The sequence below is a fragment of the Brachybacterium zhongshanense genome (assembly GCF_055385755.1).
On record NZ_AP043790.1, the window covers coordinates 2,385,374 to 2,405,224 of the forward strand.

The 19,851-nt window shown below is 71.0% G+C and carries 24 protein-coding genes, 1 tRNA gene and 1 pseudogene; 9 read left to right on the forward strand and 17 right to left on the reverse strand.

Translation table 11 applies throughout. From position 1 onward, the window contains the following. The first annotated feature begins 223 nt into the window (after positions 1 to 223). Positions 224 to 421: a type II toxin-antitoxin system HicA family toxin gene (locus ACZ5AJ_RS10740; protein ID WP_464134143.1), complete on the forward strand. Its 198-nt coding sequence runs from the start codon at positions 224 to 226 to the stop codon at positions 419 to 421. Next, the gene (locus tag ACZ5AJ_RS10745; protein WP_464134145.1) at positions 418 to 789 is read left to right on the forward strand and encodes an antitoxin HicB; all 372 of its coding nucleotides are present in this window, start codon (positions 418 to 420) and stop codon (positions 787 to 789) included. Before ACZ5AJ_RS10740 ends, ACZ5AJ_RS10745 begins: the two co-directional genes overlap by 4 nt. Positions 790 to 930: 141 nt before the next feature. On the opposite strand, the gene ACZ5AJ_RS10750 is transcribed toward ACZ5AJ_RS10745, so the two are convergent. After that, positions 931 to 1,095, reverse strand: a complete 165-nt coding sequence (locus ACZ5AJ_RS10750; protein WP_464134147.1) for a hypothetical protein — start codon at positions 1,093 to 1,095, stop codon at positions 931 to 933. A gap of 41 nt (positions 1,096 to 1,136) precedes the next feature. Further along, a complete protein-coding gene (locus ACZ5AJ_RS10755) occupies positions 1,137 to 1,631 on the reverse strand; it encodes a hypothetical protein (protein ID WP_464134150.1) in 495 nt (164 codons plus the stop codon). A 24-nt stretch (positions 1,632 to 1,655) separates the two neighbouring features. Between ACZ5AJ_RS10755 and ACZ5AJ_RS10760 the strand changes: the two genes are divergently transcribed. After that, complete coding sequence (locus tag ACZ5AJ_RS10760; RefSeq protein WP_464134152.1) at positions 1,656 to 2,504, forward strand: tyrosine-type recombinase/integrase; 849 nt, start codon at positions 1,656 to 1,658, stop codon at positions 2,502 to 2,504. A gap of 38 nt (positions 2,505 to 2,542) precedes the next feature. On the opposite strand, the gene ACZ5AJ_RS10765 is transcribed toward ACZ5AJ_RS10760, so the two are convergent. The 12 genes and pseudogenes from ACZ5AJ_RS10765 to ACZ5AJ_RS10820 all read right to left on the reverse strand — a co-directional run bounded on the left by ACZ5AJ_RS10765 (position 2,543) and on the right by ACZ5AJ_RS10820 (position 10,447). Continuing rightward, positions 2,543 to 2,630 (reverse strand) — tRNA-Ser (locus tag ACZ5AJ_RS10765). Between the two features lie 127 nt (positions 2,631 to 2,757). After that, the gene (locus ACZ5AJ_RS10770) at positions 2,758 to 3,660 is read right to left on the reverse strand and encodes an HNH endonuclease family protein (RefSeq protein WP_464134156.1); all 903 of its coding nucleotides are present in this window, start codon (positions 3,658 to 3,660) and stop codon (positions 2,758 to 2,760) included. A 124-nt stretch (positions 3,661 to 3,784) separates the two neighbouring features. Next, a complete protein-coding gene (locus tag ACZ5AJ_RS10775) occupies positions 3,785 to 4,501 on the reverse strand; it encodes a hypothetical protein (RefSeq protein ID WP_464134160.1) in 717 nt (238 codons plus the stop codon). An 11-nt stretch (positions 4,502 to 4,512) separates the two neighbouring features. After that, positions 4,513 to 5,394 (reverse strand): ABC transporter ATP-binding protein, encoded by an 882-nt coding sequence (locus ACZ5AJ_RS10780; protein ID WP_464134162.1) that lies wholly within the window; start codon positions 5,392 to 5,394, stop codon positions 4,513 to 4,515. After that, positions 5,391 to 5,705, reverse strand: a complete 315-nt coding sequence (locus tag ACZ5AJ_RS10785) for a GntR family transcriptional regulator (protein ID WP_464138756.1) — start codon at positions 5,703 to 5,705, stop codon at positions 5,391 to 5,393. The genes ACZ5AJ_RS10780 and ACZ5AJ_RS10785 overlap by 4 nt, the downstream gene beginning before the upstream one ends. Next, a complete protein-coding gene (locus tag ACZ5AJ_RS10790; RefSeq protein ID WP_464138757.1) occupies positions 5,594 to 6,106 on the reverse strand; it encodes a response regulator in 513 nt (170 codons plus the stop codon). The genes ACZ5AJ_RS10785 and ACZ5AJ_RS10790 overlap by 112 nt, the downstream gene beginning before the upstream one ends. 559 nt (positions 6,107 to 6,665) lie before the next feature. Next, positions 6,666 to 7,142: pseudogene (locus tag ACZ5AJ_RS10795) on the reverse strand (histidine kinase); the annotation flags it as partial. Further along, on the reverse strand, positions 7,024 to 7,482 hold the full coding sequence (locus ACZ5AJ_RS10800; RefSeq protein ID WP_464134168.1) for a hypothetical protein: 459 nt from the start codon (positions 7,480 to 7,482) through the stop codon (positions 7,024 to 7,026). The pseudogene ACZ5AJ_RS10795 and the gene ACZ5AJ_RS10800, both read right to left, overlap by 119 nt. A gap of 9 nt (positions 7,483 to 7,491) precedes the next feature. After that, the gene (locus ACZ5AJ_RS10805) at positions 7,492 to 8,520 is read right to left on the reverse strand and encodes an ABC transporter permease (RefSeq protein ID WP_464134172.1); all 1,029 of its coding nucleotides are present in this window, start codon (positions 8,518 to 8,520) and stop codon (positions 7,492 to 7,494) included. A gap of 78 nt (positions 8,521 to 8,598) precedes the next feature. Continuing rightward, complete coding sequence (locus ACZ5AJ_RS10810; protein ID WP_464134176.1) at positions 8,599 to 8,805, reverse strand: hypothetical protein; 207 nt, start codon at positions 8,803 to 8,805, stop codon at positions 8,599 to 8,601. Then, positions 8,802 to 9,575: an ABC transporter ATP-binding protein gene (locus ACZ5AJ_RS10815; protein WP_464134178.1), complete on the reverse strand. Its 774-nt coding sequence runs from the start codon at positions 9,573 to 9,575 to the stop codon at positions 8,802 to 8,804. Before ACZ5AJ_RS10815 ends, ACZ5AJ_RS10810 begins: the two co-directional genes overlap by 4 nt. 209 nt (positions 9,576 to 9,784) lie before the next feature. Further along, positions 9,785 to 10,447: an HXXEE domain-containing protein gene (locus ACZ5AJ_RS10820; protein WP_464134182.1), complete on the reverse strand. Its 663-nt coding sequence runs from the start codon at positions 10,445 to 10,447 to the stop codon at positions 9,785 to 9,787. Between the two features lie 97 nt (positions 10,448 to 10,544). Here ACZ5AJ_RS10820 and ACZ5AJ_RS10825 point away from each other — a divergent pair, with 97 nt between their 5' ends. From ACZ5AJ_RS10825 to ACZ5AJ_RS10840, 4 genes are all read left to right on the forward strand, one after another. Beyond that, the gene (locus ACZ5AJ_RS10825; protein ID WP_464134186.1) at positions 10,545 to 11,165 is read left to right on the forward strand and encodes a TetR/AcrR family transcriptional regulator; all 621 of its coding nucleotides are present in this window, start codon (positions 10,545 to 10,547) and stop codon (positions 11,163 to 11,165) included. Positions 11,166 to 11,200: 35 nt separating this feature from the next. Beyond that, the gene (locus ACZ5AJ_RS10830; protein WP_464134189.1) at positions 11,201 to 12,163 is read left to right on the forward strand and encodes an NAD(P)H-quinone oxidoreductase; all 963 of its coding nucleotides are present in this window, start codon (positions 11,201 to 11,203) and stop codon (positions 12,161 to 12,163) included. Between the two features lie 62 nt (positions 12,164 to 12,225). Next, positions 12,226 to 12,876, forward strand: coding sequence for a GntR family transcriptional regulator (locus tag ACZ5AJ_RS10835; protein WP_464134192.1), 651 nt, complete (start codon positions 12,226 to 12,228; stop codon positions 12,874 to 12,876). Then, positions 12,873 to 14,282, forward strand: a complete 1,410-nt coding sequence (locus ACZ5AJ_RS10840) for an MFS transporter (RefSeq protein WP_464134195.1) — start codon at positions 12,873 to 12,875, stop codon at positions 14,280 to 14,282. Before ACZ5AJ_RS10835 ends, ACZ5AJ_RS10840 begins: the two co-directional genes overlap by 4 nt. Positions 14,283 to 14,298: 16 nt before the next feature. On the opposite strand, the gene ACZ5AJ_RS10845 is transcribed toward ACZ5AJ_RS10840, so the two are convergent. Beyond that, a complete protein-coding gene (locus ACZ5AJ_RS10845; RefSeq protein WP_464134198.1) occupies positions 14,299 to 15,429 on the reverse strand; it encodes an HAD family hydrolase in 1,131 nt (376 codons plus the stop codon). Positions 15,430 to 15,631: 202 nt separating this feature from the next. Here ACZ5AJ_RS10845 and ACZ5AJ_RS10850 point away from each other — a divergent pair, with 202 nt between their 5' ends. Then, positions 15,632 to 16,900 carry a hypothetical protein gene (locus tag ACZ5AJ_RS10850; protein WP_464134200.1) on the forward strand — a complete coding sequence of 423 codons (1,269 nt, stop codon included), beginning with the start codon at positions 15,632 to 15,634 and terminating at the stop codon, positions 16,898 to 16,900. Between the two features lie 7 nt (positions 16,901 to 16,907). Here ACZ5AJ_RS10850 and serS read toward each other — a convergent pair whose 3' ends face one another. Then, a complete protein-coding gene (gene serS / locus ACZ5AJ_RS10855; RefSeq protein WP_464134204.1) occupies positions 16,908 to 18,170 on the reverse strand; it encodes a serine--tRNA ligase in 1,263 nt (420 codons plus the stop codon). 61 nt (positions 18,171 to 18,231) lie between these two features. Here serS and ACZ5AJ_RS10860 point away from each other — a divergent pair, with 61 nt between their 5' ends. Beyond that, a complete protein-coding gene (locus ACZ5AJ_RS10860) occupies positions 18,232 to 19,383 on the forward strand; it encodes a diacylglycerol/lipid kinase family protein (protein ID WP_464134206.1) in 1,152 nt (383 codons plus the stop codon). 24 nt (positions 19,384 to 19,407) lie between these two features. Here ACZ5AJ_RS10860 and ACZ5AJ_RS10865 read toward each other — a convergent pair whose 3' ends face one another. After that, positions 19,408 to 19,818, reverse strand: coding sequence for a GntR family transcriptional regulator (locus tag ACZ5AJ_RS10865; protein ID WP_464134210.1), 411 nt, complete (start codon positions 19,816 to 19,818; stop codon positions 19,408 to 19,410). Positions 19,819 to 19,851: the final 33 nt, after the last annotated feature.

A 19,851-nucleotide genomic window follows, 5' to 3' on the forward strand; every position in this document is an offset into this window, starting at 1 on the left:
ACTCGTGACCTACCGGGTGTGACCGCGCAGCGCGCGATCCGCCAGAGAATGCCGCTCCTCGCTCGAGCACTCGACCGGGCTGCCGGCGAGACGAAGCACCCCGGGGCATGAAGAAGGCGCCCCACCTCCCGAAGGAGATGGGGCGCGAGGGCGTGACGGAGACCTCCCCGGTTTTGTTTAGGCCCCCTTGCGCTTGACTGTCTAGGGGGACTAAACTACAGTCATGACGAAGTCGATGAAGTACCGGGACCTCACCAAGCGCCTCCGTGCCGCCGGGTTCACCTCCCGCCAGGGCAAGGGCGACCACGAGGTCTGGACCGGACCCACCGGCACCGTCGTCGTCATCACACAGTCCCGCGAAGTGTCCCCTGGACTCGTCCGCAAGGCCCTCACCGCCATCGAGCAGGAGGAGAACCGATGAGCACCATCACCGCCACCGCGACCCGCTGGGAGCACGGCTGGGAGCTCTCCATCGACGGAGATGTCGTCACCCAGGTGAGCACCCTCGCCAAGGCTCGCCAGCAGCTCCGCGACTACCTCGACACCATCGACCCAGACGTCGACCACAGCATCTGGACCATCGTCCTCGCACCCGGCCGAGACGACCTCGCCGAGCGCACCCGGCACGCCCAGGAAGCCACCCGCGAGGCCGCGGACGCCCAGCAGCGCGCCGCCCGCGAGACCCGCCAGGTTGTCAGCGACCTGCTCGAGGCGGGCTACCGTGCTGCGGACGTTGCCGCGTTCCTCGATGTCTCGCGTGGACGCGTCACCCAGCTCGCGCACGCCTGACCCGGAACGCACGGAAGCGGCCCTGCCAGCCCGTGAGGGCCGACAAGGGGGCGCTGCGTGTCGTCACCTCATCGAGTGAGGCCGTCACTCGATCGAGTGAACCGCTCAGTGAGCAGAGTGACGGCCGTGTGCAGCTGTGGGTCACTGCAGGTCGGCGGGGTCGCCTCCACCCGCGAGATATCGCTCTCTCAGGGTGGCGATCTCGTCGGGGATTCTGGCGAGGGTCTCGCGGCGCGCTTGTTCGTCGGAGATCGCGCGCCGCTGGTCGGCGAGGTCCTCATCGGTCCATTCGGTCAGGTCTGTCATGCTTCGCTCCCAGGGAGGATGGTCGGCCAGGCGTCACCGGTTTACCAGCGGACGTGTCCCCAGTAGACGGCACCCGTCGCCGGTCGGACGACCGCGATGCCGCCGCTCGCATTGCTGGTGACGCGACGCGGCACAGGGGTATCGGCGAGGGAGTGGATGGGCCCCTGGTCGCCGCCCGGTGAAGGCGCGAATCCGGAGAGCACCGCGTACACCACGGACGACGCCGAGTAGGTGACCCACGAGAAGAAGAGGTCCACGAGGTCTCCGTCCCTGCGGATCAGGATCCTGCCGCCACTGATCACGGACCAGAGAGAGGTCGCGTCTCGCCAGCCGGTCGTGGGCAGTACTGCGGTGCTGGGGGTGCCCCGCTCGCCGCGGGGCAGGACCAGGTCCAGCACCTGTGCCGGTGCGTCACCGGTGATGGTCGCAGACGCCGTGTCGCCAGCGGTGACAGTGCCGATGGTCAGCTCTTTGGCGGGGCCGGGATCGCCGGGATCGCCCTTCTCGCCCGGGGCCTTACCCGTGTTCGTGGACACGGGTAAGGCCCCTCCACATCCCTGGTGCGGGTCATCCCCTCAGACATCGAGGCGTGGATGGCGGGGATGACCGCCGCGGGGAAGTCACCGACGGTGGTGCGGCGGGCGCATGCGGCGCTGGCGCAGATGCTGAATGTCGCGGTGCGGGACCGGCGGCTCGCAGTGAACCCCACGCGGGGTCTCGAGCTGCCCCGTGTCCGGACGACCGCGCACCGGTATCTGTCGCATGTGGAGGTGAAGGCCGTCGCCGATCATGCCGGCGAGCATGCGGCGCTCGTGTACGTCCTCGCCTACGGGGGCTGCGGTGGGGTGAGGCGGTTGCTCTGCGGGTCGGGGATGTGGAGGGGACGCGGGTGCGGGTGGATCGGGCGGTGGTGCCGACGACGGCGGGATGGGTGGTGGGGACACCGAAGACGCATGAGCGGCGAACGCCTGCATCTCCCACTGTTCGTGGCGAAGATGCTCGCGGTCGAGGGTCGGGATCAGGCGGAGCTGCTGTTCCCGGCGGAGCGGGGCGAGTATCTGCGGACGCCGGGACGGGTGAGGGAGGGGCGGCGGACGTGGTGGCAGGCGGCGCTCGAGGCGGCGGGGGTCGAGTATCTGCGGATCCATGATCTGCGGCATACGGCGGCGTCGCTGGCGGTGCAGTCGGGGGCGCATGTGAAGGCGGTGCAGCGGATGCTGGGGCACCGGTCAGCGGCCATGACTCGTGATCGGTACGCGGACCTGTGGGATTCGGATCTGGAAGCGGTGGCAGGGTCGCTGGATCGGGCGCGGGCGGCGGCGGTGGGTGGTCACGGGTTGACCACAGACGACCGGGGTACGGAGGGAACCGTGGGGAACACGGGGACGGTGATCCCGCTGCGCGGATGACCGGATTCTGTCTGTGACCTGCGGGTTCCCGGTAGGGGCGGAGGGTGCGGGATTCGAACCCGCGGTGCAGGGTCACTGCACAGTGGTTTTCAAGACCACCACATTCGGCCGCTCTGTCAACCCTCCTGGATGCTGCACGTACGGCGCGGCACCACCGAAGAGGGTATCGGACATCGACGCCCCGAGCGGACCGGGTCCGGCGCCGGTCCACCGTCCCGGTGCCTCAGCACAATGCTCGGCCCGACCTGTCCGGTCAGGCGGCGAGGCCGAACTCGCCGGCGTCCGGGGTGCCCGTCTCCTCGCTGAAGGGCGGGAAGCCCTCGCAGGTCACGAGCACCTCCTGCATCGCCTGTTTCTCCTCGGGAGTCACCCACAGGCCGTACTCCGCCTTCACGGCAATCTGCCGGGCCACATACTCGCAGCGGGAGGACTCCAGTGGCGGCAGCCATTCGGAGGCGTCCTTGTCCCCCTTGGAGGAGTTCAGTCCGTCCTCGGCGGCCACCAGGTTCAGCGGATCGTTGGCGAACTCGCGACGCTCGTCGTCGTCCCAGGCGTAGGCACCGGTCCGCCAGGCGTCCGAGAGGGCGACGACATGGTCGATGTCGAGGGTGTTGCTGTCATGGCGCTCGAACTCGACGGTCGCGCCGGTGTAGGGCGAGGAGGAGAGGACGCCCGATTCGACCACGCATCCCTTCGTCCCCTCCTCGAGGACGATCTCGTCGAGGTCGCGGCGCAGCACGTCGTTGCGGGTGTCACAGCCGTTGCGGTCCACGTCATCGCGCCACCGGAACGACTCCCGGTCGTAGCCGGCGCTGGTGGCAGGGCCCTCGACCTCGAGGGTCTCGAGCTGAGCGAGCGCGGTGGCACCGTCGGCGACGGCGCCGTCCGAGGCCGGATCCGTCGCCGTGCCGGGCGCTGAGTCCGCCGTCGTGTCCGATGTCGTGCTCGTCGTCGAGGAGCCTCCGGCGAGCTCGTCCAGAAGAGCGCCGAGATCCACCGCGCCGCCGAGCACGATCAGGAGCAGGATCCCCAGGGAGGTGAGGATCGAGGCGATCCCGACCTTCGTCGTCGCTCCGCCGCTGCGTCGCCGCGTGGCCATACCGCTCCCTCCGTCCGCGCCGCGGACCGCGAGCCGCACGTCCTGCACGTCATGCACGTCCGGCACCTCGGGGTCCGTGCCGGCGCCTCCGCCGACCATGCTCCAGTCTGCGTGCGGCGGCCGACGTCCGAGGACGCCGGCCGCCTGGTCACAGGGGAATCTGGGCTGGAGGAGAGCTATCTCACCGCACCTGGGTGCGACGGACCATCACCGCCCAGGCACCGGCCGCGATGACCGCGATCACGGCGACCACACCCATCCAGGGACCCCAGCCCATGCCGAGGATGTCCAGGAACGCGGCACGGAAGCCGTCCAGGAGCAGCGCACCGGAGAGGATCGCGACGCCGATGAGTGCGAGAACGACCCCGCCGGCCCACAGGAATCCCTGACCGAAGCGGAGATAGGCCGAGGTGATCGCCGCACCGAGGAAGAGGATCGCGGTGATCAGCAGGAAGGTCTGCACGAAGGTCTGCCAGACGGGCCCGGTGCCGGTGTAGGCGACGTCGAAGAAGCGCACTCCGAGGCCGAAGCCGTCGGTCGCGACCTCGATCGCCTTGCCGATGGTGACCAGCAGGGAGTAGGCCAGGGCGTTCCCGAGGAACACGATGCCGAGCCCGGTGGCGAACTCGCGCCGGGTCAGGCCGAGGCCGAGGGCGAGCGGGAAGTGCTGGCCCATGGACACGAAGCCGTAGCCGATCATGGGCCCGAGCAGGGCGAAGATCGCCCCGCTCCAGCGCATGCCCTCGGTCATCCCTGCACGGGCCTCAGCTCCCTGGGTGCCGACGACGGCCCCGATGACCAGGACGATCGCGAGCGCGAAGCACATGATGGCCAGCGGCCACAGGATGGACTGCCGACGGTTGACGAAATGCATGGCGATGACGCTGCGGTAGCGCATGGCCTCTCCTCTCAGCGGGCCGCGGCGGCGGCGGTCGTGGTGCGGTGGACGATGTAGTCCTGCAGGGACACCGGAGCGGTCTCCAGCCCCGCGGCGTGCGCGGCGCGATGCGCGTCGTCGTCGGCCCCGATCTCGACCGAGGCGGTCGACAGGGCGCCGACCTGGGCCAGGTGCAGGACCTCTCTCCCGGCAGTGAAGGCCTCGACCTCGGACGCCCGACCGCTGACCTGGATCGCGGCGGACCGCAGGGCGTCGGTCTCCTCATGCAGGAGCACCTTCCCCTCGTCGAGCAGGGTGACCTGCTCGAGGAGGTTCGCGGCCTCGTCGATGTGGTGGGTCGACAGCAGGACGGTGCGGGGATGCTCCGAGTAGTCGGCCAGCAGTCGGTCGAAGAACAGCCGGCGGGCGACGGCGTCCAGGCCCAGATAGGGCTCATCGAAGAACGTCAGGGGCGCCCGCGAGGCGATCCCGATGATGATCCCGACCGCGGAGAGCTGCCCGCGCGAGAGCTTGCTGATCGCCCGGCTCTCGGGGAGGCGGAAGTCCACCGCCAGGTCCTTGGCGAGCGCGCTGTCCCACAGGGGGTAGACGCCCTCGGCGATGTGCAGCACGTCGCGGGCACGGAACCCGTCGGGATACTTCTGGCTCTCCTGGATGAAGCAGGTGCGCGAGAGCACCCCGGCGTTCTCCACCGGATCCTCGCCCAGCACCCGGATGCTGCCGGAGGTCGCGAAGACCTGAGCGGTCAGCAGCTTCATGAGGGTGGTCTTGCCGGCGCCGTTGCGGCCCAGCAGGCCGTGCACGACGTCCGCCTCGAGGTCCAGGTCGATACCGTCGATGGCGGCGACATCGCGGTAGCGCTTGGTCAGGTCGCGGGTCTCGATGATGCTCATCGGGAAGCCTCCTTCGTGATCATCCGGACGAGCTCGTCCGGTCCGATGTCGAGCTGGGCCGCCTCCCGCAGCAGGGGGACGACGTATGCCGCGATGAACGCCTCGCGGCGGCGGCTGCGCAGGATCTCCGAGGCACCCGGCGCGACGAACATGCCGATCCCCCGGCGCTTGACCAGGATTCCGCCGTCCACCAGGCGATTCAGTCCTTTTCCCGCGGTCGCGGGGTTGATCCGCAGGAACGCCGCGAGCTCGTTGGTCGAGGGGACCGCGGAGTCCTCCGGATAGGTGCCGTCGAGTATTCCGTCCTCGATCTGCTCGGCCACCGCGATGAACAGCGGCTTGGAATCGTCGAGCATGCCGCCTCCCTAGTTCGGTGGTTCATTACTCGACTAATGAACCATAGAACCGGAGGTGCGTCAAGAGGTCCGGGCGCCACGGCGCCCGTCGACCCGTCCATCGCCCACCCGTCACCCCTCACCTCGGCGAGCGCCGGGTCCGCGGCGATCCGCCGGGTGGCCTCGATCCCGTCGACCCCCGGCATGCGGATGTCCATCAGCACGACGTCCGGGATCAGGCGTGCGGCGAGCTCGACCGCACGCAGGCCGTCGCCGGCCTCGTCGATCACGTCGAGATCGGGCTCCCCGGCGAGCAGGGCCCGGACGGCCTGGCGGATCAGGGGCTGATCGTCGACGATGAGGATGCGTGCGGTCATCGGGGCTCTCCTCGCGGGGGGAGATCGGCGGTCGATCGAGCGGCAGCACGGCGCACAGGCGGAAGAGCCCCGGCCGGGACTCGATCTCCACCTCGCCGCGGACGGCGAGGACCCGTTCGCGCAGTCCGATGAGACCGAGACCTCCGGTGCGGTCGGCGTCGTCGGACCGGAGCTGCGCGTCGGGTCGCGAGGAGGCCTCGGGGCGCGGATCGAGCGGCACGGGGTTGGTGACGGTGAGCCTCAGACGATGCGCATCCCGCTCGATCAGGACGTGGGCTCGCGCTCCGGTGCCGTGCTTGTGCGCATTGGCCAGCGCCTCCCGCAGCACGAGATAGGCGGTGCGGTCTGTCGACGGCGGAAGCGTCGCTGCCGATGCGGAGGACGGCGAGGTCTCCTCCCGGCGCACGTCGACGGCGAGGCCGGCCGTCGAGAACTCCTCGACGAGACGGTCGAGGTCGGCCAGGCCCGCCTGCGGCGAGGTCGGCGCGTCGTCGTCGGGCCCGGTGCGGAGCACGGACAGCAGCTCGCGGATCTCGCGCAGCACGCCGCGCGACGCCCTGCCCACGGTGTCCAGCGAGTCCCGTGCCTGGACCAGGTCGGGCTCGCGCCCCTCGGCGATGGCGCGCGAGGCGACGCTGGACTGGAGGTTGATCACCGCGATCTGGTGGGCGACGGTGTCGTGCAGGTCGCGGGCTATCCGCAGCCGCTCCTCGGCCACCCGGCTGCGCGCCTCCGCCTCCCGCCCGGCCTCCGCCCGCTCCGGAGCTCCGCACGCTCCGCGAGCGCCTGCACGTACGCGCGCCGGGAGCGGGAACCGTCCCCGGCCGCCGCCCCGAGGGCGATCACCGCCGGAGCGGGGATGAGTCGCGGATCGAGGCCCGCGGCATGGATCGCGTCGACCTCGAAGGAGATCAGGATCACGAGCGCCACCCCACAGCGATCGCCGCCCGGCGACGGGGCAGCCTCTGAGCCATCCCGAAGGCGGCGATCGCCGCCGCGGGGACGAAGGGCAGTGTGCTCCCTGACATGGCCGCACCGGCGACGAGCGCCACCCCGCAGCCGATGAAGGCGGCCATCGGGAAGCGCCGCCGCAGCTGGAGCACGACCAGCGAAGCCGCGACGGCGACTGCTCCACCCGGATGCTGCAGGACCGCCGGACGGGCCAGCCCCTCGCCCGGCACGTTGTACGGAGCCAGTGCCACGACCAGCACGACGACGACGACGAGCAGGTCCCAGGCCCGGTCGGGCAGATGGGGCGGATGCGCACCGCGGCCGGACCCGCTCAGCACGGCCCCGCCGTCCAGCGCGGCGGAACCGCTCTGGACGGCGGGGCCGCCCCGGCCGGCGGGGTCGCTCGATGCGGCCGGCTCGCTCATGGCGAGACCTCACTCATAGCGCAGGGACGCGATCGGGTCCTGCTTCGCCGCTCGCGCTGCGGGGATGCTGCCGGCAGCCAGTCCGATCGCCATCACGAGCGCGTCGATACCGGCGATGGAGAGCGGATCGAAGGCGATCAGCGTCGGGCCGGGCAGATCGGAGAACATCGACGTGGCGAGCGCGTCGCCGAGCAGCGATCCGACCAGCATTCCGACGCTGACGCCGAGACCCGCGCCGAGGAAGCCGATGAAGGTCGCCTCGGTCGAGAACAGTCCGAAGACCTTGCCCGATCCCATGCCCATGGCCTTCATCAGACCGATCTCGCGGGTCCGCTCCTGCACCGACATCAGCAGCGTGTTGACGATGCCGATGCCCGCTGCGACCAGGGCGATGACCGCGAAGGCGTTGAGGATCAGCACGATGACGTCGAAGAAGCTGCGGAACTGACCGATCTGGTCGTCCACCGTGGTCGCGGTGAACCCTGCGTCCTCCAGATCGTCCTTGAGGGCCTGGGTCGCATCGTCCCCCTGGTCGGGGTCGAAGCGGACGGTCGCCGCGCTGTACACGTCGGCCTCGCCGTCGGGCGCACCGGTCATCTGGGCGTCGTACAGGTCATCGGTCAGCGCGGTGTTCGGGGAGGCGCTCTCGGTGGCCGCGAGGCCGACCTCGGAGATGCCGACGATCTCGGCGGTCACCGTGCGCTCGGTCCCGGTGCGATCCGTGACGCCGAAGGTCACCGTGCTCCCGAGCGCCTCGTCGTCGGACTCGAATCCGAGCGCCTCCACGTACTCCTCGGGGATGGCCACCTGCGGATCATCGCTGGACAGGTCGGGCTGCTCGCCCGCGGAGAGCTGCACCTCCATGCCCGGGACGAAGGAGCCCACGGAGATCGAGTCCCGGGTGCCGTCATCGTGCTGGACATAGTCGACGGAGACCTGCTTGGAGGGCTCGACCGAGAGCACCCCGTCGATCGCGGCGATCGTGTCGAGATCGTCCTCGGTGATGGGATCGATCGTCGTCGTCCCCGAGGCGGGCATCTCCGTGCAGGGACCGACCTGGGCGCTCGCCTCGACGGCGTAGGGATCGTACTCCTGCGGCCCGTCCTCCTCGGAGTCCTACCCCTGGTGCGCGACGGTCATGACGTCCTCGGCGCCGATCTCCGCGACCGTCGTGTCGATGTACCGGTTGATGCCGGTGCCGAGTCCCGTGGTGATGGTCAGCGTGAAGGCGCCGACGAAGATCGCGAGCACCGTCAGCAGGGTCCGCGTCCGCCCTCGGAAGGTGTTGGAGACCGCCGAGGCGAGGATGTCCAGCGCCTTCATGCCGCCACCCCCTGCGCGGCCTCGGAGCCGGCGCCGTCGGCCTCTGCGGGACGACCGCTGCGGTCCGACGGATCCGGATCGTGATCGGATCCTTCGGCGACGAGCCGGCCGTCGCGGATCTGGACGCGGCGATCGCAGCGGGCGGCGAGGTCGTCGTCGTGCGTGACGACGATGAGCGTGATCCCGCGCTCGCGGTTGAGGCCGAACAGGATGTCCTCGACGACCTCGCCTGTGGCCGAGTCGAGGTTGCCCGTGGGCTCGTCGGCGAAGATCACCTCGGGGTCGTTGACCAGGGCGCGGGCGATCACCACGCGCTGCTTCTGCCCTCCGGAGAGGGCGGTGGCCCTGTTCTTCGCCTTGTCCGCCATGTCCAGCTGCTCGAGGACGGCCATCCCCCGACGTCGACGCTCGGCGCGCCCGACGCCGGCGATCTTCAGGGGGAGCACCACGTTCTCGAGCACGGTGGCGTCGGCCGTGAGGAAGAACTGCTGGAAGACGAAGCCGAAGGTGCGATTGCGGGTGAGGTTGAGCTCGCGGCCGCGCAGCCCACCCGCAGGCTCGCCGCCCAGCAGGATCCGGCCGCTGGTGGGCTGATCGAGCAGCGCGAGCAGGTGCATCAGAGTCGACTTGCCCGAGCCGGACTTGCCGACGATCGCGAGGGACTCGCCGCGCTGCACGTCGAAGCTCACTCCCGTGAGCGCCTCGAAGCGGGTCTCGCCTCGACCATAGGTCTTGTGCAGGTCCTGGACCTGCAGGAGCGGGGTGGTCATCGGATCTCCTTCCATGATCGTGCACGCCGTGCGCGCGCTCGTGACCATGTCCCCCAGTCAAGTCTCAGCGCGGGATCGGCGCGTCCCGCCCACGGGTGCACCTCGCGTACTGCGCTGGTGGTACGTCCGGTGCCGCACACTCATCCGCTGCGGTGGCACGACGACGAGGTCGCCTGCGGCATGACGGCGGAGGTCAGCGTCCGACGCACTCAGGACTGGTGGAGGAACTGCTCGTAGTAGCCGTCGTCCGGGAACGGATAGGGGGAGTCCTCGTCCTTGAGCAGGAGCTCGGGCAGCTGGACCAGAAGGAGGCTGCCCACCACGATCGCGATGAGGCCGCGGGCCCACTGCCCGACCCTGGGCACCGTCCTGCTCCTGATGAAGTGCACGAGATAGCCGATGAAGACGACGAGGAACCCCAGCAGCGCGGTGACCAGGCCCGGTGCGTAGATGATGCTCTGCCCGGCGTCTGCGAACTCCGCATGGGACTGGAAGGCGAGCAGCACGTGCACGATGACCTCGAAGAGGCTGAACAGCGCGATCGCGATGCTTGCGGAGACCCCGAAGCCCCAGAGGATCAGGACGACGACGCCGAGCATCGCCGCTCCGAAGTTGGTGATCATGTCGGTGAGCTCGCTCATCGGATACCGATCGGGGTGGTCCGAGCCCAGGTTGTAGATGTAGTGGAAGCCTCCGGGGACGACCCACTCCTCCCAGACGTGGAGGACCAGGACGATGATCGCGAAGGTCCCCAGGCGGTTCAACCAGTCCCACTGCTTCCACCTGGCGACCAGGACGCCGGTCAGGATGACCCCGATCGCCGCCAGCACAGAGATCCAGATGGACAGCCATGCCTCGATCACAGCGTGCATCTCTCCTGCTCCGTTCTCCCTGACTGAACCGGCACACTACAGCATTTCAGTACTACTGGTCTTGAGCGGGTCCCGAACAGCGTGCCAGACTGGATCCATGACCTCCGACCGCATCCGACCCCGGCGCGCCGACGTGCGCCGGAACCTCCTGCGCGCAGCACGGGAGGAGTTCCTCGAGCGGGGCTATGCCCGCTCCGGCCTCCGCAGCATCTCCGAGCGCGCCGGCTACACCAAGGGCGCCGTCTACTCGAACTTCGCCTCGAAGCACGAGCTGCTCGCCGAGGTGCTGGCAGAGGACTTCGGCGAGGTGAGCGAGCGGTTCCGGACGGCCGCCCCGTCGGCCGACGAGCCCTGGGAGCGAGCGATCGGGACGATCATCGACATCGGCGTCGCCGCCGCGACCTCCGACGCGAGGATGCTGCGCCTGGGAGCGGAGTTCGCCCTCGAGGCCGCGCGCGACCCCGAGCTCCAGCCGATGTACAGGACGCTGCAGGAGCGTCGGAGGGCAGCCGTGCTGGCGGCGGTCGAGCCTCTCGCCGCTGCGGCCGACGGGCCGAGCCCGGCCGAGGTCGAGGCCATCTACCGATCGGCGACCAGCCTCATCACCGGATGGATCATCGACCACGGGGCACTCGGCGAGGAGCCCGACCCCAATGCCCTGCGCGCGGCCCTCACAGCACAGGTCCGGGGCGGCCACCGGGCGCCCGAGCCCGCCTGACATCCCGGTACCGGCACCGACGCGAGGAGATGCGCATGCGCGCCCTGCAGATCACCGAGGACCGCACGCTCGAGCTCGTCGAGCTCCCCGAGCCGGTCGCCGCCGAGGGCGAGATCCTCGTGGACGTCCTCGCCGCGGGCGTGAACCGCGCCGATCTCGCCCAGGTCGCGGGCTCCTATCCCCCGCCACCGGGCGCTTCCCCCCTGCCAGGGCTGGAGGTCTCCGGCCGACGACGGGACACCGGCGAGCCGGTGGTTGCGCTTCTCGCCGGCGGCGGGTACGCCGAGGTGGCCGCCGTCCCCGAGGGTCAGCTGCTCCCGCTTCCCGCCGGCGCCGACCCCGTCGACGCGGCGGGGATCATCGAGGCCTGCGCGACGGTCATCTCGAACCTCGCGATCGAGGCCGGCCTGCACGCCGGCGAGACGGTGCTGATCCATGGCGCCACCGGCGGCGTCGGCACTGCGGCCGTCCGCATCGCCGGCGAGCTCGGCGCCAGGGTCCTCGCCGTCGTCGGATCCGATGAGGCGGTCGACGAGGTGCGCGGCCTCGGCGCCGACCGCGCCTGGAACCGTCGCACGACGGACCTGCGGGAGGCCGTGGCGTCCGCTGGAGGCGCCGACGTGATCCTCGACGTCGTCGGCGGATCGATGCTCGCCGACAACGTGGCGATGCTGCGCGAGCACGGGAGGCTGGTCATCATCGGGACGCTCGGCGGCGCGAGCGGCGACCTGCCGATCGGGATGCTCATGGCCAAGCGCGCCCGCGTCATCGGCACGACGCTGCGCTCGCGCGCGGTCGCCGACAAGCAGTGGATCCTCGAGCGCACTCGCGGGATCGTCTGGCCCATGCTCGAGTCGGGTCGCCTGGAGATCCCGATCCAGGCGCGGCTCCCCCTCGATCGGGCCGACGAGGCGCACGCCATCCTGCGTCGCGGCGGGCACCTCGGGAAGGTCGTCCTCGAGGTCGCGCCCGCACCTCCCGCCATTGCGCCGATGTGACGATCGGATCACCGCCCGGAGGGCGATTGGCCCCGACCACAACATAGATGCATCATGTATCTATGATCGCTCCCGCTGCTCCCCCTCCCGCCGCCGACCGCGTCTACGCGCACGTCAAGGAGCGCATCCTGGCCGGTGAGCTCGAGGGCGGGACGATGATCACCGAAGGGGAGATCTCCGAGGCCACCGGGCTCTCCCGCACGCCGGTCCGCGAGGCGTTCCTGCGGCTCCAGGCCGAGCAGTGGCTGACCCTCTACCCCAAGCGCGGTGCACTGGTGCGCCCCGTCGCCGCCGGCGAGGCGCAGGACGTCCTCGATGCCCGACGCATGGTCGAGGCGCATGCCGCGCGCAGCATCTGCGCGCTGCCTCCGGCCGAACGCGCACGCGTGGTCGGGACGCTCGCCGCGATCCTCGTCGAGCAGGATGCGGCGATCGAGTCAGCGGACCTGGCGGGCTACTCCCTCCAGGACGCCCGCTTCCATCAGCAGATCGTCGCCGGCGCCGGGAACTCCCTGGTCACCGCGTTCGCGGTCACTCTGCGCGAGCGTCAGGAGCGCCTGATCGCCCACACCGTGCAGCGCGATCTCGGGCGCGCCGCCCAGTACGTGGCGGACCATCATCGGATGCTCGAGAGGCTGCGGGAGGCCGACGCCGACGGCTACCTCGCCGAGCTCGACCAGCATCTGGCGCTCTCCCGCGAGGTGCTCTCATGAGCACGGCCACCGCCCCGGTCCCCGTCATCCCCGACGAGGACACCGCCCCGGTCGCGACCGTCGCACCCGTCCCGGCACCCGCGCAGGTCCCGACTGCCGCACCCGTCTCTCCCGGCGCGCGCCCCGTCGGCCGACGGGCCTGGGTCCCGGTCGCCGCGGCGATGGTGGCCGTGGCCTGGGGAGGCAATGAGTTCACCCCGCTGCTCGTGATGTACCGGCAGGTCAGCGACTTCTCGGCGATCGTCGTCGACGGACTGCTGGCCGCCTACATCCTCGGCATCGTCCCCGCGCTGCTGCTGGGAGGCCCGCTGTCGGACCTCCACGGGCGACGCACCCTGATGATCCCCGCGGCTCCGCTGTCCTTCGCCGGATCGCTGCTGCTGGCCCTCACTCCGGGCTCGCCGGTGGTCATGGCCGTCGGGCGGATCCTGTGCGGGCTCGCCCTCGGCCTCGTGATGGCGGTGGGCACCGCCTGGATCAAGGAGCTCTCGGACGCCTCCGGCGCCGATGTCGGTGCCGGTCCCCGCCGCGCCTCCCTCTCGCTGACGGGCGGCTTCCTGGTCGGTGCGGGCGTCGCCGCCGTCCTCGCCCAGTGGGCGCCCTGGCCCACGGGCACCGCCTACACCCTGCACATGGTCCTGACCGCCGTCACAGGTATCTGGGTGCTGCGAGCACCCGAGACCCGCGTCCTCGGCAGAGCGGCCGCGGGCGAGTCCCGGTCGGCGGGGCCGCAGGCCGGTCCGCAGGATGCAGCGGGCACGGGGAGGGAGAGCGCACCGCGCCGCCACGGCCTGAAGGGGCTGCTCTCGCTGCTGCGCGTGCCCAGCGCCGCGCACCGGCGCTTCCTCCTGGTCGTGCTGCCGGTGGCCCCCTGGGTGTTCGGGTGCGCTGGTGCCGCCTATGCTGTCCTGCCCTCGCTGCTGATCGACAGCGCGCGCGGCCTGCCCATCGCGTTCTCCGGGCTGATGACCGCGCTGACCCTCGGGTGCGGCGCCGGCATCCAGGTGATCGGCAAGCGGATCGACACCCACCGCTCCGCACGGGCCTCGGTGATCGCGATGGCGGTGATCACCGTCGGCGTCGTACTCGGAGCGATCGCCGCGGCGACGCTGGACCTGCCTATCGGCCTGCTCTCCGCGGCCATCATGGGCATGGGGTACGGGCTGGCCCTCGTCGCGGGCCTCAGCGAGGTGCAGCGGATCGCCGACGACGAGGACCTCGCCGGTCTCACCGCCGTCTACTACTCGGTCGCCTACCTCGGGTTCTTCATCCCCATGATCTTCGCGGCGCTGTCCATCGCGGTCCCGTACACGGTGCTGTTCGGCATCGGCGCCGTCCTCGCGGCGGTCTGCCTGGCGATCGTGGCGTCGGCCTGGTCGAAGCACCTCCCCGGGCCCCGGCGCTGAGCCGGGTGCCCACGGTTCAGGAGGTGAGCTGGTCCAGGACCAGCACCGTGCCGTCCTCGTAGACCGACAGCGTCTCGGCGTCGGCCGCGTCCTTGACCCCCTGCGGAGCCTGTCCCATCGCCACACCGACTCTCGCCCACGCGAGCATCTCCGTGTCGTTGAAGCCGTCGCCCACGGCGACGGTGCGGGCCGCGTCGATGCCCAGGCGCGCGCGGACAGTCTCCAGAGCGGTCGCCTTGGACACGCCGGGGGCGGCCATATCGAGCCAGGCGGTCCAGCCGATCGCGTACTCGACGCCGTGGACGCCGGACTGGGCGACCACTTCGCTGAACTCCTGCGGGGTCAGGTCCGGCACGTGCACGACCACGCGCACCGCCTCGAGCCCCATCAGCTGGTCGAGATCGGACTCGGCGGCCTCGACCCCGAAGCTGGCGTCCTGGAAGCCGGCGGTCGCGTGGAAGCCGCCATCGGCGGTCTCGACCGCGTAATGCGCATCCGGCGCGACCTCGCGCAGGGTCGCCAGGGCATGCCCCGGCTGGAAGGTGCGGGTGTCGATCACGCGGTAGCCCTGCGGGGCCGACGGGTCCATCTCGAGCGTCACCGCACCGTTGGAGCACACCGCGAAGCCGTGCTCCACCCCCGCCGCCCGGACCACGGGGACGGTCGCTCCGATCGATCGGCCGGTGGCGATGACGACGGTGTGCCGGTCGGCGGCGCGACGCAGTGCCTCACGCATCGCCTCGGTCATCGCACCGTCGTGGTCCACGAGCGTGCCGTCGACGTCGAGACCGATCAGCAGGGCGTCGTCCCCGAGGGCGGCGAGCCGATCGTGCAGGTTCCTCCGGGCCGCCTCGGCGGCGGTGACCGACGAGACCATGCCGGCGATCCCCGGACCGGAGTCGACGGAGCCTGCGGAGCGGCTGCCTGTGCTGGCCGGGCTGTCCGTGCTGACGGGGCTGTCCGTGGCGGTGGAGTCGGTGAGCGTCGCATCGGTGGCCATGCGAGCCAGTCTTCCAGCGACGTCCGACGTCCGGGTGAACCGCAGACGACGCAGCGGGGCCAGCCACCGGGCGAGGCGCCCTCCGCGCCGGGGCGCTCCCGCCACCAGCTCGTCGGCGTCGATGATCCTGCCCGACTCTGCCTGCACGTCGTCTCCTCCTCGGCCGCGCTGTGCGCCGCGTCCGTCCTCGCGCCGGTCCCCTCCGCCGTGCGGGGCTCCGACCACGAGGGTACCGCTGCCGTGCTCCTCCCCAGCAGGTGGTTCTCCACACCAGTGCGCTGACCCGCCCTGACGCGCGCCCGGGTCCCTACTGTCTGAGCATCGACGAGGGAACGAGCCAGGAGGCGGGATGGCAGGAGCAGCATCGGCGGAGACGATCGGCATCGGCGTGCTGGATGCGGACGCGCTGGTCCAGCAGCGTCGGAGCGCGGCACCGCCCGTCGGAGCGGGGAGCCGGATCACCCGCCGGGGCGGCACCCCCTGGTACCCCGAGGACTATCTGCTGCTGGTCCAGGGACTGCGCGAGCAGATGCCCCTGGATGAGCTCGCCCGCGCGCTGGGTCGCTCCCCTGCGGCGCTGCGCACTCGCGCGGTGTGCCTGATCGCCCATCCCGACGACGAGCTCGCACTCGGCCGCCGTCGCAACTGGCTGGCACTTCTGACGGCGGAGGTGCTGGTGGACCCGCGCTGGGACTGGGAGTCCCGCGCCAGGGCGTGGCATGCCGCACGAGCCCGCGCATACTTCGACTCCGCGCTCGACGACCGGCTCGAGGAGGCCTGGCTCAACGGGAGGGAGACGCTTCCGGCCATCGCGCGCTCGGTCCGAGCGAGGGAGCACGAGATCGCCGACCGCTGCGTCTACATCGGCCTCGCCCGCTCCCGGCGTCAGGTCGCCGAGCGGATGGGCTGCACCCCGGGGCTCCTGCTGTCGCGATCCCTGCTGCCTGATCACTGGGGCGCGGACGGCGGCGGCACCGGTCCGCACGGCCGAGGCTCCACCGGGCCGGGGCGTCGCGATCCCTCGCAGCCGCTGCTCGGGGCGTTCGAGAGCGACTGGAGCTGGCCGCCGGTGCTCGGCCCGTTCGACGATGTGCCCGACGATCCCCCCGGCACGTGCGAGGGGGATGGCACCGGCTGGGAGGACGATCGCTGGGAGGACGATCTGCCGGAGGACGACGACCTGTCCGGCATGCTCGACCCCTCCGACCCGATCTGGCGGAGGGAGCGCTGGACGGGGGACGGGCCGCTGGACCCCTTCGGCGAGGACGACCGCGCCTGGGCGTTCGAGCCTCCCTGGGAGGAGCGGGAGGAGCTCGATGTGCTGTCCTTCGGGGCGACCGCTCCGGATCCGCGAGGACTGTGGGTGCTGACGGTCGCCGCCGGCGCCTGGCCGTTCCACATCTCCGTGCACCGCACCCGCGCCGACGCCGCCGATGTGCTCGACTCCCTCGCCCCGCCCCCGACCGCACCCGAGCAGGACTCGGGCGGCGCCGACGGTGCGAGCGGAGGGGCCGGGACCGGCGCGCAGCTGTGCCACTGGTCGATCGCCCGTCGCGAGGTCGCCGCCGGTCCCGACGGCGACCTCGAGGAGGGCACGTTCAGCCGTGCGGCCGCGTGAACCGCCCTCAGCGCACCGGCTCGAAGACCTCCCGGCCGCCGAGATACGGACGCAGGCCCTCGGGGACCACGACGGAGCCGTCGGCCTGCTGATGGTTCTCGAGGACCGCGACGATGAAGCGGGTCGTGCCGAGGGTCCCGTTGAGCGTGGCCACCGGGCGCAGGCCGTCCTCGGTGCGCTCGCGGATGTTCAGACGGCGAGCCTGGAACTGCGTGGTGTTCGAGGTCGAGGTGAGCTCGCGGTAGGTGCTCTGGCTGGGGACCCACGCCTCGCAGTCGAACTTGCGCGCGGCGGAGGTTCCCAGATCGCCGGCGGCGGTGTCGATCACGCGGTAGGGCACGTCGATCGTCGCCATCATCTGGCGCTCCCAGTCCAGCAGCCGCTCATGCTCCGCATAGGAGTCCTCGATGCGGCAGTAGCTGAACATCTCCACCTTGTGGAACTGGTGGACGCGGATGATGCCGCGGGTGTCCTTGCCGTAGCTGCCGGCCTCGCGCCGGTAGCAGGCGCTCCACCCGGCATAGCGGATGGGGCCGTCGGAGAGATCCAGGATCTCGTCACGGTGATAGCTCGCCAGAGCCACCTCGCTGGTGCCCACGAGATACAGGTCGTCGTCCTTGTCGAGGTGGTAGACCTCGTCGGCGTGCTCGCCGAGGAATCCCGTGCCCTCCATCGACTCCGGCAGCACCAGGGTCGGGGTGATCATCGGGGTGAAGCCGGCCCTCGTGGCCTGGTCGATCGCCGCGTTGAGGATCGCGAGCTCCAGCTGGGCGCCGACGCCGGTGAGGAAGTAGAAGCGGGCACCGGAGACCTTCGCGCCCCGCGCCATGTCGATGGCCTTCAGCCCCTCAGCGATCTCCAGGTGATCCCTGACCTCGAAATCGAAGCTCGGGATCTCCCCGACGGTCTCGCGGACCACGAAGTCCTCCTCGAGACCCTCGGGCGCACCCTCGGCGACGTTCGGGATCGCCCGCAGCGCCCGGTCGCGGGCCGCGATCGCCTCGGCGGCCTCCGCCTCGAGCCGCTTCACGCTCGCGGCGAGCTCCTTGACCTCGGCCAGCAGCGCCTGCTTCTCCTCGCCCGAGGCCTGTGCGACCTTCTTGCCGAAGGACTTCTGCTCGGCGCGAGCGGACTCGAAGGCCGCCGTGGCCTCTCGCCAGGTGGAGTCGGCCGCGAGGACGGCATCGACCGTGGAAGGGTCGCGCCGACGCGCCCTCTGTGCGTCACGGACCAGGTCGGGGTTCTCGCGCAGCTGCCGCAGATCGATCATTGCACCAGGGTACCTGCGCGTGCACCCGCCGTCGGCCCCGGCCCCTCAGTACTCTGTGGCCATGGATCTCGGTGCCGTCCTCACGATCGTCTCGATCGCCCTGAGCGTGATCGCCGTCGCGCTTCTGGTGGTCGTCCTGACCTCCCTCACCCGGCACCGCGCAGAGCTGCAGGCCCTGCGCCGCGACTCCGACGAGCTGCGTCGCAGCACGAGCGCCGCCCTGAGCGCCGACGGGAGGGGCGGCTCCGACGGGCAGGACCACCGTCCGGGCTTCCAGCACGTGGCCGTGGTCATGAACCCCTCCAAGCACGACGATCCCGACGCCTTCCGGGAGCGGCTCCGGCAGATCGCCGAACGGATCGCCGGCGTCGAGCTGACCTTCCACGACACGACGCGCGAGGACGCCGGCTACGGGCAGGCGCTCGCTGCGCTCGACGACGACGCCGACCTGGTCATCGCCGCCGGCGGCGACGGCACCGTGCGGATGGTCGCCGCCGCGCTCGCCCATTCCGGGGTGCGGATGGGCATCCTCCCCGTAGGGACCGGCAACCTCATGGCACGCAACCTCGACATCCCTCTCGGCGATCTCGAGAAGGCTCTGCGGGTCTCCCTCGAGGGCGAGGACCGCGGCGTCGACATGGGCTGGATGCGGACCGGAACCTCCCTCGCCCTCACCGAGCAGGCCGAGGCGCAGCCCTTCCTCGTGATCGCTGGAGTCGGGGCCGATGCCGAGATCATCGGCGCCACCGATCCGACCATGAAGAAGCGGATCGGCTGGCCCGCCTACGTCATCCCGGGGCTGAGCCGGATCATCGGCCGCAGCTTCGACGCCCGCGTCGAGATGGTCCCCGGTCGCACGCAGGATCTCGAGGTCCGCACCGTCCTGATCGGCAACGTCGGGAAGCTGCCGGCCGGGATCGTGCTCATGCCCGACGCCGACGCCTCCAACGGGAAGCTCGAGATCCTCGCCCTCTCCTGGCGCGGCGCCGCGGGCCTGAGCCAGATCGCCGCCAAGCTCGTCAACCCCCACGCCCCCACCTACCCGCAGCTGGCGACCATGGAGAAGGGGATGGTCTCCGAGGTGCGCGTGACCACGGCCAAGCCTCAGCCGGTCCAGCTCGACGGCGATACCGAGGACCGATCCACGCACATCATCGCCCGCGTCGACGCCGGAGCGCTCCTGATGCGGGTTCCCGCGAAGAGGGCGGGATAGCAGCCGACCACCGGCGGCTGCCGATCACCCGCGCTTCTGCCGCTTCTGCACCTCGGCGAGCGCTTCGCGGACGGACGCGAGGATCGTCGCAGCCTCATGCCCCCGATCGAGCGCCGCCTCGACCGGTGCCGCGAACAGCTCGACGAGCCCCTCGTCGGCCCCTCCCCCGCTCTCGCGGGCGAGCACCGCGGACTGCTCCTCAGCGGCCGCGACCGCGTCCGGGGCGACCGTCGTGCCGGAGCCGCGGCGCGTGAGGATCACGCCGCACTCCTCGAGCATCTTGTAGGCCTTCGCGACGGTGCCCGCCGCCAGGCGGCGCTCCGAGGCGGCGGCACGGATCGCCGGTAGGCGGTCGCCCGGCTGCAGCTCCCCCGACCGGACCTTGTCGAGGATCTCGCGTCGGACCTGTTCGAAGGGAGGGATCGCAGAGCTCATGGCGACACACTAGAGCCACATCGTGCTCCAGCG

Bases quoted from the DNA above. Each gene is read 5' to 3' on its own strand.
- ACZ5AJ_RS10775 (WP_464134160.1), bottom strand. From the start codon at position 4,501: ATGCGCTACCGCAGCGTCATCGCCATGCATTTCGTCAACCGTCGGCAG.
- ACZ5AJ_RS10835 (WP_464134192.1), top strand. From the start codon at position 12,226: ATGATCGCTCCCGCTGCTCCCCCTCCCGCCGCCGACCGCGTCTACGCG.
- ACZ5AJ_RS10745 (WP_464134145.1), top strand. From the start codon at position 418: ATGAGCACCATCACCGCCACCGCGACCCGCTGGGAGCACGGCTGGGAG.
- ACZ5AJ_RS10860 (WP_464134206.1), top strand. From the start codon at position 18,232: ATGGATCTCGGTGCCGTCCTCACGATCGTCTCGATCGCCCTGAGCGTG.
- ACZ5AJ_RS10820 (WP_464134182.1), bottom strand. From the start codon at position 10,447: ATGCACGCTGTGATCGAGGCATGGCTGTCCATCTGGATCTCTGTGCTG.
- ACZ5AJ_RS10850 (WP_464134200.1), top strand. From the start codon at position 15,632: ATGGCAGGAGCAGCATCGGCGGAGACGATCGGCATCGGCGTGCTGGAT.
- ACZ5AJ_RS10825 (WP_464134186.1), top strand. From the start codon at position 10,545: ATGACCTCCGACCGCATCCGACCCCGGCGCGCCGACGTGCGCCGGAAC.
- ACZ5AJ_RS10815 (WP_464134178.1), bottom strand. From the start codon at position 9,575: ATGACCACCCCGCTCCTGCAGGTCCAGGACCTGCACAAGACCTATGGT.
- ACZ5AJ_RS10805 (WP_464134172.1), bottom strand. From the start codon at position 8,520: ATGCCCGCCTCGGGGACGACGACGATCGATCCCATCACCGAGGACGAT.
- ACZ5AJ_RS10865 (WP_464134210.1), bottom strand. From the start codon at position 19,818: ATGAGCTCTGCGATCCCTCCCTTCGAACAGGTCCGACGCGAGATCCTC.
- ACZ5AJ_RS10840 (WP_464134195.1), top strand. From the start codon at position 12,873: ATGAGCACGGCCACCGCCCCGGTCCCCGTCATCCCCGACGAGGACACC.
- ACZ5AJ_RS10740 (WP_464134143.1), top strand. From the start codon at position 224: ATGACGAAGTCGATGAAGTACCGGGACCTCACCAAGCGCCTCCGTGCC.
- ACZ5AJ_RS10780 (WP_464134162.1), bottom strand. From the start codon at position 5,394: ATGAGCATCATCGAGACCCGCGACCTGACCAAGCGCTACCGCGATGTC.
- ACZ5AJ_RS10750 (WP_464134147.1), bottom strand. From the start codon at position 1,095: ATGACAGACCTGACCGAATGGACCGATGAGGACCTCGCCGACCAGCGG.
- ACZ5AJ_RS10800 (WP_464134168.1), bottom strand. From the start codon at position 7,482: ATGAGCGAGCCGGCCGCATCGAGCGACCCCGCCGGCCGGGGCGGCCCC.
- ACZ5AJ_RS10790 (WP_464138757.1), bottom strand. From the start codon at position 6,106: ATGACCGCACGCATCCTCATCGTCGACGATCAGCCCCTGATCCGCCAG.
- serS (WP_464134204.1), bottom strand. From the start codon at position 18,170: ATGATCGATCTGCGGCAGCTGCGCGAGAACCCCGACCTGGTCCGTGAC.
- ACZ5AJ_RS10810 (WP_464134176.1), bottom strand. From the start codon at position 8,805: ATGAAGGCGCTGGACATCCTCGCCTCGGCGGTCTCCAACACCTTCCGA.
- ACZ5AJ_RS10830 (WP_464134189.1), top strand. From the start codon at position 11,201: ATGCGCGCCCTGCAGATCACCGAGGACCGCACGCTCGAGCTCGTCGAG.